At 26.1% G+C, this 14,267-nt stretch carries 20 protein-coding genes and 2 pseudogenes; 15 read left to right on the plus strand and 7 right to left on the minus strand.

Features of this window, described 5'->3' with window-relative positions; all coding sequences use genetic code 4:
* Positions 1-4 precede the first annotated feature (4 nt).
* The 6 genes from AACK91_RS07650 to AACK91_RS07675 all read right to left on the minus strand — a co-directional run bounded on the left by AACK91_RS07650 (position 5) and on the right by AACK91_RS07675 (position 3,499).
* The gene (locus AACK91_RS07650) at positions 5-469 is read right to left on the minus strand and encodes a hypothetical protein (protein ID WP_338963404.1); all 465 of its coding nucleotides are present in this window, start codon (positions 467-469) and stop codon (positions 5-7) included.
* Positions 454-1,344 (minus strand): recombinase RecT, encoded by an 891-nt coding sequence (locus tag AACK91_RS07655; RefSeq protein ID WP_338965609.1) that lies wholly within the window; start codon positions 1,342-1,344, stop codon positions 454-456. Before AACK91_RS07655 ends, AACK91_RS07650 begins: the two co-directional genes overlap by 16 nt.
* Before the next feature lies 1 nt (position 1,345).
* On the minus strand, positions 1,346-2,032 hold the full coding sequence (locus tag AACK91_RS07660; protein WP_338965595.1) for a hypothetical protein: 687 nt from the start codon (positions 2,030-2,032) through the stop codon (positions 1,346-1,348).
* Between the two features lie 3 nt (positions 2,033-2,035).
* Positions 2,036-2,221 carry a hypothetical protein gene (locus tag AACK91_RS07665; protein WP_338965611.1) on the minus strand — a complete coding sequence of 62 codons (186 nt, stop codon included), beginning with the start codon at positions 2,219-2,221 and terminating at the stop codon, positions 2,036-2,038.
* Between the two features lie 57 nt (positions 2,222-2,278).
* Complete coding sequence (locus tag AACK91_RS07670; RefSeq protein WP_338963247.1) at positions 2,279-3,241, minus strand: IS1/IS1595 family N-terminal zinc-binding domain-containing protein; 963 nt, start codon at positions 3,239-3,241, stop codon at positions 2,279-2,281.
* A gap of 99 nt (positions 3,242-3,340) precedes the next feature.
* Positions 3,341-3,499, minus strand: coding sequence for a hypothetical protein (locus AACK91_RS07675; RefSeq protein ID WP_338965591.1), 159 nt, complete (start codon positions 3,497-3,499; stop codon positions 3,341-3,343).
* Positions 3,500-4,300: 801 nt separating this feature from the next.
* Between AACK91_RS07675 and AACK91_RS07680 the strand changes: the two are divergent.
* From AACK91_RS07680 to AACK91_RS07710, 7 genes and pseudogenes are all read left to right on the plus strand, one after another.
* Positions 4,301-4,486: pseudogene (locus AACK91_RS07680) on the plus strand (IS30 family transposase); the annotation flags it as partial.
* A 185-nt stretch (positions 4,487-4,671) separates the two neighbouring features.
* Positions 4,672-5,262 (plus strand): hypothetical protein, encoded by a 591-nt coding sequence (locus AACK91_RS07685; RefSeq protein ID WP_338965613.1) that lies wholly within the window; start codon positions 4,672-4,674, stop codon positions 5,260-5,262.
* 36 nt (positions 5,263-5,298) lie between these two features.
* Positions 5,299-5,673, plus strand: a complete 375-nt coding sequence (locus tag AACK91_RS07690; RefSeq protein ID WP_338965615.1) for a hypothetical protein — start codon at positions 5,299-5,301, stop codon at positions 5,671-5,673.
* Positions 5,663-7,747: a hypothetical protein gene (locus tag AACK91_RS07695; protein ID WP_338965616.1), complete on the plus strand. Its 2,085-nt coding sequence runs from the start codon at positions 5,663-5,665 to the stop codon at positions 7,745-7,747. Before AACK91_RS07690 ends, AACK91_RS07695 begins: the two co-directional genes overlap by 11 nt.
* A gap of 524 nt (positions 7,748-8,271) precedes the next feature.
* A complete protein-coding gene (locus AACK91_RS07700) occupies positions 8,272-8,751 on the plus strand; it encodes a hypothetical protein (RefSeq protein WP_338965618.1) in 480 nt (159 codons plus the stop codon).
* 42 nt (positions 8,752-8,793) lie between these two features.
* Positions 8,794-9,273: a hypothetical protein gene (locus tag AACK91_RS07705; protein WP_338965620.1), complete on the plus strand. Its 480-nt coding sequence runs from the start codon at positions 8,794-8,796 to the stop codon at positions 9,271-9,273.
* 84 nt (positions 9,274-9,357) lie between these two features.
* Entirely contained in the window at positions 9,358-9,762 is a 405-nt protein-coding gene (locus tag AACK91_RS07710) for a hypothetical protein (RefSeq protein WP_338965622.1), read from the plus strand.
* 5 nt (positions 9,763-9,767) lie between these two features.
* On the opposite strand, the gene AACK91_RS07715 is transcribed toward AACK91_RS07710, so the two are convergent.
* Entirely contained in the window at positions 9,768-10,730 is a 963-nt protein-coding gene (locus AACK91_RS07715; protein WP_338963247.1) for an IS1/IS1595 family N-terminal zinc-binding domain-containing protein, read from the minus strand.
* A 144-nt stretch (positions 10,731-10,874) separates the two neighbouring features.
* Between AACK91_RS07715 and AACK91_RS07720 the strand changes: the two genes are divergently transcribed.
* The 8 genes and pseudogenes from AACK91_RS07720 to AACK91_RS07755 all read left to right on the plus strand — a co-directional run bounded on the left by AACK91_RS07720 (position 10,875) and on the right by AACK91_RS07755 (position 14,266).
* On the plus strand, positions 10,875-11,147 hold the full coding sequence (locus tag AACK91_RS07720) for a hypothetical protein (protein ID WP_338963634.1): 273 nt from the start codon (positions 10,875-10,877) through the stop codon (positions 11,145-11,147).
* Between the two features lie 182 nt (positions 11,148-11,329).
* Positions 11,330-11,599, plus strand: coding sequence for a hypothetical protein (locus tag AACK91_RS07725; protein ID WP_338965625.1), 270 nt, complete (start codon positions 11,330-11,332; stop codon positions 11,597-11,599).
* 253 nt (positions 11,600-11,852) lie between these two features.
* A pseudogene (gene rplU / locus AACK91_RS07730) lies at positions 11,853-12,143 on the plus strand (50S ribosomal protein L21); the annotation flags it as partial.
* A gap of 266 nt (positions 12,144-12,409) precedes the next feature.
* Positions 12,410-12,724 carry a ribosomal-processing cysteine protease Prp gene (locus AACK91_RS07735; protein WP_338965628.1) on the plus strand — a complete coding sequence of 105 codons (315 nt, stop codon included), beginning with the start codon at positions 12,410-12,412 and terminating at the stop codon, positions 12,722-12,724.
* 2 nt (positions 12,725-12,726) lie between these two features.
* On the plus strand, positions 12,727-13,017 hold the full coding sequence (rpmA, locus tag AACK91_RS07740; RefSeq protein WP_040093422.1) for a 50S ribosomal protein L27: 291 nt from the start codon (positions 12,727-12,729) through the stop codon (positions 13,015-13,017).
* 142 nt (positions 13,018-13,159) lie between these two features.
* Positions 13,160-13,396 carry a hypothetical protein gene (locus AACK91_RS07745; RefSeq protein ID WP_338965633.1) on the plus strand — a complete coding sequence of 79 codons (237 nt, stop codon included), beginning with the start codon at positions 13,160-13,162 and terminating at the stop codon, positions 13,394-13,396.
* 509 nt (positions 13,397-13,905) lie between these two features.
* A complete protein-coding gene (locus AACK91_RS07750) occupies positions 13,906-14,073 on the plus strand; it encodes a hypothetical protein (protein ID WP_338965635.1) in 168 nt (55 codons plus the stop codon).
* Positions 14,074-14,128: 55 nt separating this feature from the next.
* Positions 14,129-14,266, plus strand: a complete 138-nt coding sequence (locus tag AACK91_RS07755; protein ID WP_338963239.1) for a hypothetical protein — start codon at positions 14,129-14,131, stop codon at positions 14,264-14,266.
* The last annotated feature ends 1 nt before the right edge of the window (position 14,267 follow it).

A 14,267-nucleotide genomic window follows, 5' to 3' on the forward strand; every position in this document is an offset into this window, starting at 1 on the left:
AATATTAACTTTCATAATTAGCAATAATAATTGCATCTCGTAAATGATTACTTATTTTTTCATTATTATAAAATCAACCTTTACCATATTGATAAGTTAAATTAGTATCTTTATCAAATTTTCATATACAACTATCATTATATTTACTTAAATTTTCCATATTTTTAACAACTGATTTAGTATTTTTTGGTGATACTCAATTAATAAAATATTTATAAACAGATAATGCTCCTAATAATCTTAATAAATCATCTCTATCTTTACTTGCATTAGCAGATGTATATAAACAATCTTCAATATTAATTTTTTCTTCATAATCAAACAATTTATCATTAATAAATTCATATTGTTCTTTTCAATTTTTATTTGTAAATTCTAATTTTTCAATTAATTTATTATCTTCATAAATAACAATAGCAGTAGTACCTGTTCCTGATGGGTCAATACCTATTTTTATCAAGTGGCTCATTCCTCATCGTTGTTATTATTAATTGTTGGCACTACATTTGATATATCTTCTTCTTTAACTAAATTATTATCTGTCACTTCTTCACTTGATATATTTTCATTACTAATTTGACCCTTATTTATGCTTATATTGCTATCATTATCAATATAAATCTTTTCATCATTAGTTGTAATAACTGCCTGATCTGATTTATAAGCTTGTTGTAATTCAACAGACATAATACCTCATTTTTTTAATAAAGATGTTAATACTGTTTTTAATGCCATTTCATCAAAAGTAGCAATATAAAATGATTTATTTTTAGCATAAGTTTTAGAATATTTCATAAAATGATTTTCCATTTGTTCTTTTTTCATATATAAAGTTTTTTCAAAACCATTAACCATTTTAAAATATGATACATAACCTATAATTGGTAATTTTTCTCTTTCATCTTCATTTTGAATTCAATTAAAAGTAGTACCTTTTAAACGATCATAATTTACTAATTCATTTTCTCTAACATCTGATACTGACATATCTAAATATTGACCACTACGCTGTGCTAATTGTATATAACCTTTATAACCCATTTGAAATTGTGCTTGATTAATTCACTCTTGCACTTCACGACCATTAATAATTCTTGTTATTTTTGTGTTATATGGCACTACATAAGCATACCCGAATTGTTTTTCCATTGGTAAATTTAATAAAACACCTTGATAACAAGCAGTCATAATTGTTTTTGGATCTGCTTTTTGTAATAATTCATTACTATTTGATATTGCAACTATATTACTTTTAAATCTTCTAATTTCATTTTCATCTGAAAAATTACTTTTTATTCATTCTGTTGCTTTATCTGTTCTTAAAAATTCAACAATATTTGCCATATTATTTTTCTCCTTTATTTATTTTAAAATTAATACCTTTAAACCCAATTAAATTAATATCTTTATTACTATCTCACCGATCTTTAATTTCATTTTTAACAATTTGTTCATCAACAACTAAATAATTTTTAATAAGATTAATAAGTTCTAATTTATCAGCATTTTGTAAAAAATAATCATTAATACCAATAACCTCAATATCTTTAATTAATAATTTTTCTTTCCGAAAATTACTAGTAATAATTTTTAATTCTTGCTCTTGTTTTGCTACACTTTTAATTTCTAAAAATTGTTCTTTTTTATGAGTTTCAATAATTTCATTTTGTTTTTGAAATTGAATATTAATAACATTATTTTTTAAAGAATCATGATTATTCTTAATATTATTTTCTAAATTCAAAATATCTTTTCTAATAAAATTTAATTCATCTTTAAAAGATTTTATTAATTCTAATGGTTCTCTAAAAATATAATCAATTTTTGAAACTAATAATTTTAAATCTTTTAGTGATTGTGATTTATATCCTCCATTTATTAATCAAGCTTGTTGTCGATATATAAATTCTGCTAATTCTTGTCCATTTTCATCAATTAATTTTTTAATTGGTAATGCTTTTAAACTTAATTCTTTAAAATCATTTCCTTTTAAATAAAACGGATAAGTAATATTTTTAATTAAATCTGCCATTACTTAAATTTCCTCTAATTCCATTTCATTAATTAAATTATCAATATATTCATAAGCACTTTCTTCTGAATGACATTCTTCTAGTGCTAAATTAAATAAATCTTCTTCAGTATAAACTTTACCATATTCATCTTTTCACATATTATCTTTAATTTTGTCGAAAACTCTTGATGAAATAAAAAAAATCATCAATATGACAATTTGAAAACTAATTTTGTGTAAGATTATGATTTTGCTTTAAATTTTTTAAACGTTAAAATATAATACCGTTGATTGTTGGTTTGGTGTTAAACCTTTGTGTTGGTATTTTCATTTTCAGAGCTTTAAATAATTTTGAATATTAGTGAAACCCAAACCATGATAATGAATTAAGGCTTCTTTAAGACTGGATTGTAATTTACTAATCTTATTTAACTTTTGATAACTAGTATCAGGGTTTGTACTAGTTTTGGTGGAATATAGAGTAGAATTTGTTTGTTTTGCTACTAATAAATATAGTGGTTGCATATCAGAAATAATTATTGATTTTTCTTTAATTAGTTGCTTATTCATATTTTCAATAATCCATTGTTTTTGTAATCTTTTGGTATTGGTGGATTGAACAAAAATATTATTATTGCTATCAACTGCCATTTGAATACAGCATTTGGTATCAGTTGAAAATGGATCGAGATGAGTTTTTCGTTTATCAAATTTATCTTTAAAATTGCCTTTATGAATTTCTTTAATAAATGTTTCATCCATTTGGATTTGACCATTTAATTTTTTAAATTTTAACTGTGTATTTTCTAATTGTTTTGATTGCATTAATTTTTGTCGATTATATCAAGCGGTTTTTGGGGTTGTTTTAATAAAACGAGAAATTATTTTACTAGATTGTCCTAACAATGAAATTTGAATTAATAAATTTCACTGTTCATAATTTAAATGACTTCAATAAGTAAAATGATGACGAAATGCATCAAAACTAGCACGACATTTTTTACATAAATATTTTTGTTTTCCTTCGGAATTATGACCATTTTTAACACAATGAAAAGATTTGCAATTAGGACATATAATGCCTTTATCTCTAAATTTTTGATCAATTTCATTTAAACGTTTTTGTTTTTTAATTAAGTCTGCTTGTTGTTTTATTTTTTCATAAAATTCTAAAAATTGATCATCTGTTAAGCTATTTATTAATTCTGTAATTATTTTTTTCATCATTTATTTACCTCTATATATTAAAAATATACCTAATTTTAGGTATATTTTATAAATATCAAGAGTTTTCGACAAAATTAAAGCATATTATTTATCTCCTTGTTATGTAATACCGTTATCTTCTAAATCAATAATAGTTGTTAATCATTCTTGTTGATTTTCAACATTAGCGGTAATTTTTGCTTCTTTTAATGTATAAAAGAATTCTGTTTTTAAATCACCATATTTACTTTTTATTACTAATAAATATTTTTTATTCATAATTTAATTCCTCCTATTTTTAACTCGCTGGCACTCACTCCCAAGTGAAAGTGTCAAAGCGAGAGTTAGTTATATAATTAAGTATTTATTTACTACACCATCCGCTTCACTGCGGGTGAGCGGTGGCGGTATGTTTTATTGTTTAATGTTTAATAATAGACAGTTGTTTTTATAAGTTAGTGCCAGAGAATTCTCTCTCTTCATCCGCACCATTTCAGGTCAAAACGTTCAGTTTTTAAAATAAATTCACTTGCACCTTGAAGAGCCCAATGCTGACTTTGTGGTTTTTAAACCGCCGTCACTTCTAAGAAGTAATATCTATCGCAAATTTATTTATAAAGTGGCCATCTCAATATTTATTGTCGTTTGATGTTGACCTCGCACTTATCACGACTATCGCTTGTTAAAGCGTCTATTATTTACGGACTGATTACCGCTGGGCTAGACCGCCTATGTGGAAAAAAACACTTAGTTATTTAAAATAACTGTTCCACCCTGCATTAAGTTGTTTTATAAAATCAAAGTTTAAAAGAACCAGTTTTATCATCAAAAATAATTTTTGAATTTTCTAGTTTTTGATAAAACTGTTTTTGTTTTTTATCTTTTACTTTATTCAATAAATATTTATGTTTTTCACAAGTTCATAAAACTTTATTTGATAAAAATTCTTCGGTAATGAATGATACTGCTTTATAGCAATCATTAACATCACATATTTTTTGTTGTTTAATTATTATTACCTCCTTTGGAAGATTGTTTTATTTCAAATAAAAAAACAACCCTAACAAGAGTTGTTTTTTGCCGCTTCATCGTACACGATGCCAATATATGAATTCTGAACTTAGACAATGATTTCCTAAGGGAACTGATTTTAATAATGTTAGTCAACAAAAAATAAATTGAGTAGTTAATGTTATAAATGATAAATTAAGGCCTGTTCTTAATTGAAAAACAGCAAAAGAGGTATTTTCAGATAATTTTAAATAGGTTTATTTGAAGTAATTTAATAAATTATTTTTTAGTGTGCTTAATTTTCCTTAAAATAAAATAAAAACTATAAATATTTTGATTTTTAAAAATTTATAATTGATTTTTTATGATTTTTATTGTATTATTTGACTAATAAGATTTGTTGCACTTCATTTTACATAATTCCTTTAGTTATTAATAAAGTGCAAACTGAAAGTGTTGATAAAAATGGTATTGCTATTACTGAACCAATTATTTTACCAGCCTTTGTTAATTATAAAAATACTCGAAATGGTGAAATATTTGAGGTTTCAGTTAATTATCAAGATAATATTATTCATGGTTTATCATTATATACTTTAACTGAAGTTTATTCAGTTAATAATAATAAAGTTAGTGTTACACTTAGTGTCTGGGACATTCAAAAGACCCGCGAAATTAAAAAACCAAAAAAAGAATTATCGCCAGCAACTTATGCAAATTATCGTTTTGATCGAATTGAATCATTATCACAAAGTTTTTTGCCCGTTGCAATAATGCCAGTTGATTTACATGAAAAACCACGTTGTCATAAAATTAAGTCAAAGTTAGAAATGATGGAAAAATACGAAGAGATTAGTGCTATTTTACCTCATTGAGAAAAGGGGGGGATTATGACTACTAGTGATCAAGTAGATAATCCTAATGAAGAAAAAAATAATAATGATTTTATTAATTATTTGTTATTAAAAGGAATGGTTCGAATGAAACCGATTGTTGGTGATGGCCAAGTTTTTTTACCTTTTAACCAATAAGTTGTTACATGGCAACCAAACTCTTTAATTCAAACAATGCGTAACACACGGAATGATATTTGAAATGAAATTAAAACAGATTTAGGAATACCAAATATTGATGAAATTAAGTCTGCGCAACAAACAACTGCTGAAATTCAAGCCAATCAATTTTTAGTATCGCCAGCTATTGAACGCGAAAAAATGTTATATGTTAATTTTTTACAAAATTTTGGAAAAAAATTTTTGATGATGCTAAAGGAATGTAATTTAAAAGAAGGGAGTTTATTACAAGGTTATGATTTTAGCGATGGAACAGTTGATTTAGACATTGATTTAACAACCCAAAAAAATATTTTACAAACAATGAATATGATCACAAATACCCCAACAATTAATAATAATCAGGAGGATACTAATAATGGAAAATAAACAATTTGATGATTTAAACGATGATTTTGTCGAAAGTATTAAAGCAAAATTAAATCGTCGTGAAAAAGCAGATAATTCGCAATTTTATACAGAAGATGAAGTCAAAGATTATTGAATTTATCCGCTTTATTCATTAACAGGTAATAATATTAAAAATGGAATTAAAGCTTCAACAAATAAAATAACCATATGTGCAACACAAATTGAACTTGGTCAAAAAATTCGTGGATATTTAACCCAAAATAATGTCTTTAGTTTAAATGAATTGGCAGATCCAACTAATCCTTCTGAGTCAATTTTAAAAAATACAGTTAGTTTAGTTTTTTCCACTCAAAATGATGAACAACAATTTGATACGTATTACTTATATTTATTGACAAAAGAAGTGATTACAACTGAAAATTTTGAAAACATTGAAAAATTTGTAAATCAAGAAATGGAAATTCCTAATATTGAAAATAATAATGATTCAACATCATTTATTTTTCGTGAAATTAAGGATTTAACGAGTTCTTATAAAATATCGCCAATTAAAATAATTTTATCAAAGCCATTTACTAATAAAATTACTGAATTAAGTTTTACGTCTCCCAATGGTTGTTATGTTGGTAATTTAAAATTAAAAAATAAACAGGGGAAAGTTCCTAATTTGATTGCAAAAGATGGAACAGTCCTTTTTCCGAAATTAGTTTTTCCATGGCAATTGGAACCAAATATTTCGATGACAGATTTTTGAAATGGTAATCAAATTATCCCTTTAAAAGATATTTTCACTTTTTTGGATTCAAAAGGTATTAAATACAATCAAGAGTTTTCATTACAAGATTTTTTACAACTTGGTGGTTCACAACCACCCTCGTCAATTCAAATTGCTAAAGCAAAAAGAATTAAATTTAATGCCGTTTATGATGGAAATGATCAAGTTCCGGCTTTTGATAGTGGAACTGGAACAGCTTATTATCAAAAAAATCCTTTTACTAGTCGAAATAAAGTTTTTGAATTAAACTTAGATCAAGTTACAATTTTTCCTAATTCAGATTTTTCAAATTCTGATAGTACTGCTAAAAGTTTATATCAATCAATTGCATCATATGGATTAGTACCATATCAAGAAACAACAAAATTGAATTCAATTATTAATCTTGAAATTATTCCCGATGGTGCAACTCCTTCTTCAGATGCTTTTGAGTTACTTAAAACAATGTTAACATACAGTTACTGAAAAGATAGAGAATTTGAACACGCAGTTAAACTTATAAAAAATGATAATCAATGAGTAGAAGTAATAGATAATGAAAAAATTTATAAAATTAGAACTTTATTTGAAGGTCAAGATAGATATGCAGTAGTAACAAATTTATGAATAGCATGAAAAAAAAGAAATCCTACAGTAGTTTTAGAAAATAAAAGTATGGTTAATCGAATTGAAAATGCATTAGCTATGTTATCAAGTAATTTAAAATCAAATTATTGTATTAATAAAGGAGATAATGACGATTACAAAATTTTATTACCATATTATTTTGAGGTTACTAATCCATTAGAAAGTCCAGATGCAACTGACTATTATGAATATAAAGATATAGTTGTTAAATTAAAATCAAATTATGGTATTTTTACTGAAAATAGCTTTGAATTTAACCAATATATAATTTCAAAAAACTATATTTATCAATTAGACTATAATAACTTTTCATTTCCGGAAATTAATAATTCGTTAGAAACTAGTTCGATTCCTTCCACAATGCCTTTAGATCAACAGTTAGCTAATGGTAGCTATTCAAAATACTTAGCTCATCGAATTACTAATTTAGATGAAGAAGTCAAACAATTATACTCTAGCTATGGTAGTGGCAAAATTGAATTTGATTATTACAATGATAGTCTTACTAACAAAGGCGAATTCAAGTTACAATCTCCATCTTATATCACTGAATTATTAGTTAGTTCAATCTCGGGTTATGGATTATGAGAGTTTAAATTAACTGATGAATATAATGAGACAGTTAAATTTGCAATTGGTTTATTTGATAGCACTGATCAATCTAGATCATTAATATCCCTTATATTATAAGGGTTTTTATTTGCCAAAATCCACGAGCGCTCGCGCACATGTTTTCTAAAAAAAGATTTTCCTTGACTCCAATTTAAAAATAGTGGAGAATTATGTATATCTGTAAATCAGAATGGAATGAAGATTTAAAGATTTGAATAATTGTAGAGTACTCCATACTTTTAGAATTCGCCGCAAGAAAAATTTTTTTTGAAAACATAGTGCGCTCGCGCGTAATTTTATTGACTTTTTAAGAAAAATAGTGCATCTATATTGGCATGGAAACAAAAGAAATAATTAACTTAAATTGAGATGAACAAAACTGTAATTTTAACATTGACGCATTAGCTAAAATTTTTATTGCTAAATTTTGTGAGCCAATATCGAAATCAGCAATATTTAAAATTTTAACTGGGGCAAAAGGGTTTGGAAAATCTTATCTTATTTGTTTATTAGCGTTATTTTATACATGCAATTTTTTAGATTGAAATTGTCTACTGGCAAGATATACTTACATATCAGCCAAAGATAACTACGATAAGAAAATGACAAGAGTTATTAATGATTTAGAAGAATATGGAGTCACAATCAAAGAAGCTATTTCAGAAAAAATAATAAAGAAAAAAGTTAGTGACACTAGATTTGAATATATTTGACCGAATGGCAGAATAATTAAAGTTGTTGGTTTTGACAACGGAAGTACTTGAGAAGGACAAGATGCATCAGTAGGGGAATATGCCTTTTTTGGTTTAGAAGAGGTAATTCCGCTAGATGCAACAATTTTAGATGAAAACGAATACATGTATCGATTATTCAATATGATAATTCAAATTTCACGTGGGAAAAATATTGCAACTACAAGAGAAGTAGTTCCACAATTATGTTATTCAGATGATGATGTAACAATGGAATTACGAAAAGAACAGATTATTATTTTTGGCTTTAACAATCATAATGCTGATCATATTATTTATGAAACATTCGTCCAATCTATTTTTCCATTAACAGAGGAAGTCCAAAAATAACTAGATGATAATGATATATCATATTTTAATGATCAAACTTTTATGAATGATATTGGTGTGACAGTTGTCAGAGGTACTACAAAAGTAAATAACAAAAATCTTAATCAAAGAGTATTTGATTTAGGAAATTGATTAAATGAAAATAAACCAGAAGTATATGATTCACTATTTCGTGGGGGAGAGCGTCAATTTAATCCTGAACGTTATAGTTACAAAAAAGACTTAATTACTGGTGCCAAATTTTTTAATCCAAAAGAATTTTATTGAAAAGATATGAACAAATATTGATTTACTAAAATTAAAATTGGTGCAGATTATGCTGATAGTATAAAAGGGCAAGATGATGCCACTCAAATTTTAATAGGATTTGAATTTGATAAGGAAGAATTTATTGAAGGAATTTATATTCTTGAAGAACAATCAATATCAAGTACAGAATTTAAGGATATGACTGAAAAAGTTGATAGTATGGTTAATAAAATTAATAGTTGATCACAAATTTATCATAATTTAAAAGAATAATTTAACTATCGGATTGGACATGATGCTCGTACAGTTGGCCATTTTGTTAGAAAAACACTACTTGAAAATAATGATTGAAAAAATATGGATTTAGATATTACAAGATTTTCTACTATTTTAGTTACTGGAACAAAAGGATGAAGTGTACAAGACCGACATTATAAATGAAAAAGATTATTAGCCGAAGGAAAAATTTATTTTAGTGAGAATTTAGATGTTTTTAAAACATTTAATGACAAAGAAATATTAGTAAAAAAGAATGGTTATTTATATCAAGAATTATTTAACTGTATTAATAATGAGAAAACTAATATTCGCGATGAAAAACCTGGTGTAAATAAATTGGATATGATAAATGCAGCTGAATGTTGTTTTAGCTATTTTAGGTTTAAATCTTTAATTTTGTCGAAAACTCTTGATGAAATAAAAAAAATCATCAATATGACAATTTGAAAACTAATTTTGTGTAAGATTATGATTTTGCTTTAAATTTTTTAAACGTTAAAATATAATACCGTTGATTGTTGGTTTGGTGTTAAACCTTTGTGTTGGTATTTTCATTTTCAGAGCTTTAAATAATTTTGAATATTAGTGAAACCCAAACCATGATAATGAATTAAGGCTTCTTTAAGACTGGATTGTAATTTACTAATCTTATTTAACTTTTGATAACTAGTATCAGGGTTTGTACTAGTTTTGGTGGAATATAGAGTAGAATTTGTTTGTTTTGCTACTAATAAATATAGTGGTTGCATATCAGAAATAATTATTGATTTTTCTTTAATTAGTTGCTTATTCATATTTTCAATAATCCATTGTTTTTGTAATCTTTTGGTATTGGTGGATTGAACAAAAATATTATTATTGCTATCAACTGCCATTTGAATACAGCATTTGGTATCAGTTGAAAATGGATCGAGATGAGTTTTTCGTTTATCAAATTTATCTTTAAAATTGCCTTTATGAATTTCTTTAATAAATGTTTCATCCATTTGGATTTGACCATTTAATTTTTTAAATTTTAACTGTGTATTTTCTAATTGTTTTGATTGCATTAATTTTTGTCGATTATATCAAGCGGTTTTTGGGGTTGTTTTAATAAAACGAGAAATTATTTTACTAGATTGTCCTAACAATGAAATTTGAATTAATAAATTTCACTGTTCATAATTTAAATGACTTCAATAAGTAAAATGATGACGAAATGCATCAAAACTAGCACGACATTTTTTACATAAATATTTTTGTTTTCCTTCGGAATTATGACCATTTTTAACACAATGAAAAGATTTGCAATTAGGACATATAATGCCTTTATCTCTAAATTTTTGATCAATTTCATTTAAACGTTTTTGTTTTTTAATTAAGTCTGCTTGTTGTTTTATTTTTTCATAAAATTCTAAAAATTGATCATCTGTTAAGCTATTTATTAATTCTGTAATTATTTTTTTCATCATTTATTTACCTCTATATATTAAAAATATACCTAATTTTAGGTATATTTTATAAATATCAAGAGTTTTCGACAAAATTAAAGGTTTAAATTATTTAAAAATTAAAAAAATAAGTTATAATTAATATGTAATAGGAGTTGATGTGAAATGAGTAAAAGTGAAAATAAGAATTATATTGACGAAAATTTTAAATGATTTAATGATAATAAAAATGAATTAATTAAAAAATATAATTTAAAAAATGAGGATATTGTTATAATTTCGGATAAAAAATTTGTAGCAAAATTTTCTAATTATGATGAAGCTAATATTTATTCATTAGAAAATTTAAGTGATAAAAAATTCATCGTTCAAAAAATTAGTGATTTAGATCCAAAAATGAATAATTTTGGATATGTGGGATTAAGTTTTTATGCCTAAAATTTGAACGTCACTTAAAAATAGAAGATTCGAAGTTGATTTAGTCGTTACTTCCATTTCCAACAAAGAAATTAATTTAAAGGATGGTTTTTTTTGTAAAGCTTTAATAGATACCTGGTGCAACAAATTCTGTTATATCAACTAAAATTGTTGAAAAATTAAAACTTGAGTCAAGAGGAAAAATGAAAGTTTCTACTGGTTCTAATTCAGAAGATGAATTTTATACATATATGGTTGCTTTACATTTACCAACTGACCTTCAACAAGGAATAGTATCAACACCTGAGGGATTAAAATCTCGAGTATTCCCAAGTTCATTTGTAACTAAGATTACAATGGTTCACGGAAATGAACATATTTCCAGCCAAGGATTTGACGCAATAATTGGACTGGATGTACTTGAAAGTGGCCATTGTACTATTGCTGGCCCAAATATGGTATTATCATTCTAATTTAATTTATAACTGCCAAAAATTAATGGCAGTTTTTTATTTTAATGTTATAATTTTATTAACGGTATGAACTAAATTCTTAAATGTCTGTGGTTTTCACAATTAAAAAATAAAATATTTATTGAATTTTTTCAAGATAACGATATAATTAATTATGGTTGTTTCAGTTTCAACCGCTCTTTGACTTTTAAGTACCTAAAGGATATGTAATACTTATCTACTTACAAGGCGAGTATAAACTGGAGGTGTAAAAATGTTTGCAATAATTAAAACTGGGGGGAAACAATTACGTGTTTCTCAAGGTGATGAAATATTTGTTGAAATGTTAAACGGTAACGAAGGTGAAAAAGTTAATTTTACCGAAGTTTTAATGGTTGATGGAAAAGTGGGAACTCCCTTTTTAAAAGGGGCATCAGTAACCGGGACAATTTTAAAACAAGGAAAACAAAAGAAAATTGTTGTGTTTCATTATAAACCAAAGAAAACACAACATAAGAAGTATGGTCATCGTCAGCCATACACAAAAATTAAAATTGACCAAATTTTATTGTCAGGGACAGCAAAACCAGCTGTAGCAGCAGAAACTAAACCAGCAGCAGTTAAACCAGCATTTAAACCAGCAGCATTAGCAAAACCTGCAACGAGTGCTGAACCAAAACCGGTTGTGAAACCTGTGGTAAGTAAACCAGCACCAGCAGCAAAACCAGCAACAGTAAAATCAACAACTGCGGCGAAACCTGCTGCAAAAACTTCAACAACAACATCACCAAAAAAACCAGTAACAAAAACAGAAAAAAATGATAAATAATTATGATTAAAATTATAATTAATAAAACTGAACAAAAATTTACAAAAATTGAAATTACTGGTCATACACAGGCAGGTGAATATGGTAAAGACCTTGTTTGTGCAGCAATAACAGGAATTGCAACAGGTGGTTTAAATGCAATTGATCAAATTAAACCAAATAGTTGTGAATTTGTTATTAATGAAGGATTAATTACTATCATCGTAAAAGAAAATAGTTCTGATTTACAAGTTATTTTACAAACGATGTATTATCAATTTTTAACAATTTATCAGCAATACCAAGAATTTATTAGTGTAAAGGAGGTTGAAGAATAATGATGAAGTTCTTATTAGGCTTACAGTTATTTGCTTCAAAAAAAGGAGTAGGGTCGACTAAAAATGGTCGTGATTCACATTCAAAACGTTTAGGCGCAAAAAGAGCTGATGGCCAAGGAATTCGAGCTGGATCAATAATTTATCGTCAACGCGGAACAAAAGTTCACCCAGGAGTAAATGTTGGGCGTGGTGGGGATGATACCTTATTTGCTTTAATCGATGGGATTGTTAAGTTTGAAAAATTTGGACGAAACAAAACAAAAGCATCAGTTTATCAAAAACCAGCAAAATAAACAAAAATAAAAATACTAATTTACCCCAAAAGGTAGCATTAGTATTTTTTTAATTATCGTATAATGTACGATGAAGCTCCAAAAAACAACTCTTGTTAGGGTTGTTTTTTTATTTGAAATAAAAAATCCCTAAAAGGAGGTAATGATAATTAAACAACAAAAAATATGTGATGTTAATGATTGCTATAAAGCAGTATCATTCATTACCGAAGAATTTTTATCAAATAAAGTTTTATGAACTTGTGAAAAACATAAATATTTATTAAATAAAATAAAAGATAAAACACAAAAACAGTTTTATCAAAAACTAGAAAATTCAAAAATTATCTTTGATTATGAAACTGGTTCTTTTAAACTTTGATTTTATAAAACAACTTAATGCAGTGTGGGACGGTTATTTTAAATAACTAAGTGTTTTTATTCCACATGAGGCGGTCTAGCCCAGCGGTAATCAGTCCGTAAATAATAGACGCTTTAACAAGCGATAGTCGTGATAAGTGCGAGGTCAACATCAAACGACAATAAATATTGAGATGGCCACTTTATAAATAAATTTGCGATAGATATTATCCCATTAGAGGATGACAGAGGTTTTAAAAACCACAAAGCCAGCATTAGGCTCTTCAAGGTGCAAGTGAATTTATTTTAAAAACTGAACGCTTTGACCTGAAATGGTGCGGATGAAGAGAGAGAATTCTCTGGCATTATCTTATAAAAACAACTGTCGATTATTAAACATTAAACAATAAAACATACCGCCACCGCTCACCCGCAGTGAAGCGGATGGCGTAGTAAATAAATAGATAAATACTTAATTATATAACTAACTCTCGCTTTGGCACTTTCACTTGGGAGTGAGTGCCAGCGAGTTAAAAATAGGAGGTAAATATGACAATCAAAAATCTAATATCAATATATATGTACAATGATTTTTGTATTAATATATTTGATAATAAAACAGGGCAAAAAGAAAATATTAATGATGATATTAATTTAATTAAAAATGAAGAAGCACATTTATTAAATCAAGAAATAACTTATTTTGATATTAAATAACAAAAAGGAAGAAAATTAATAGAAATATTAATAGCAAAGAACGAGGTAAATTAGTATGTGAAAAGATGAAAATGGTTATGTTTATACTGAAGAAGATTTATTTAATATGGCATTAGAAGAATGTCATTCAGAAGAAAGTGCTTATGAATATATTGATAATTTAATTAATGAAATGGAATTAGAGGAAATTTAAT

Source organism: Spiroplasma endosymbiont of Sarcophaga carnaria (assembly GCF_964019595.1).
GTDB classification, from domain to species: Bacteria; Bacillota_I; Bacilli_A; order Mycoplasmatales; family Mycoplasmataceae; genus Spiroplasma; species Spiroplasma poulsonii.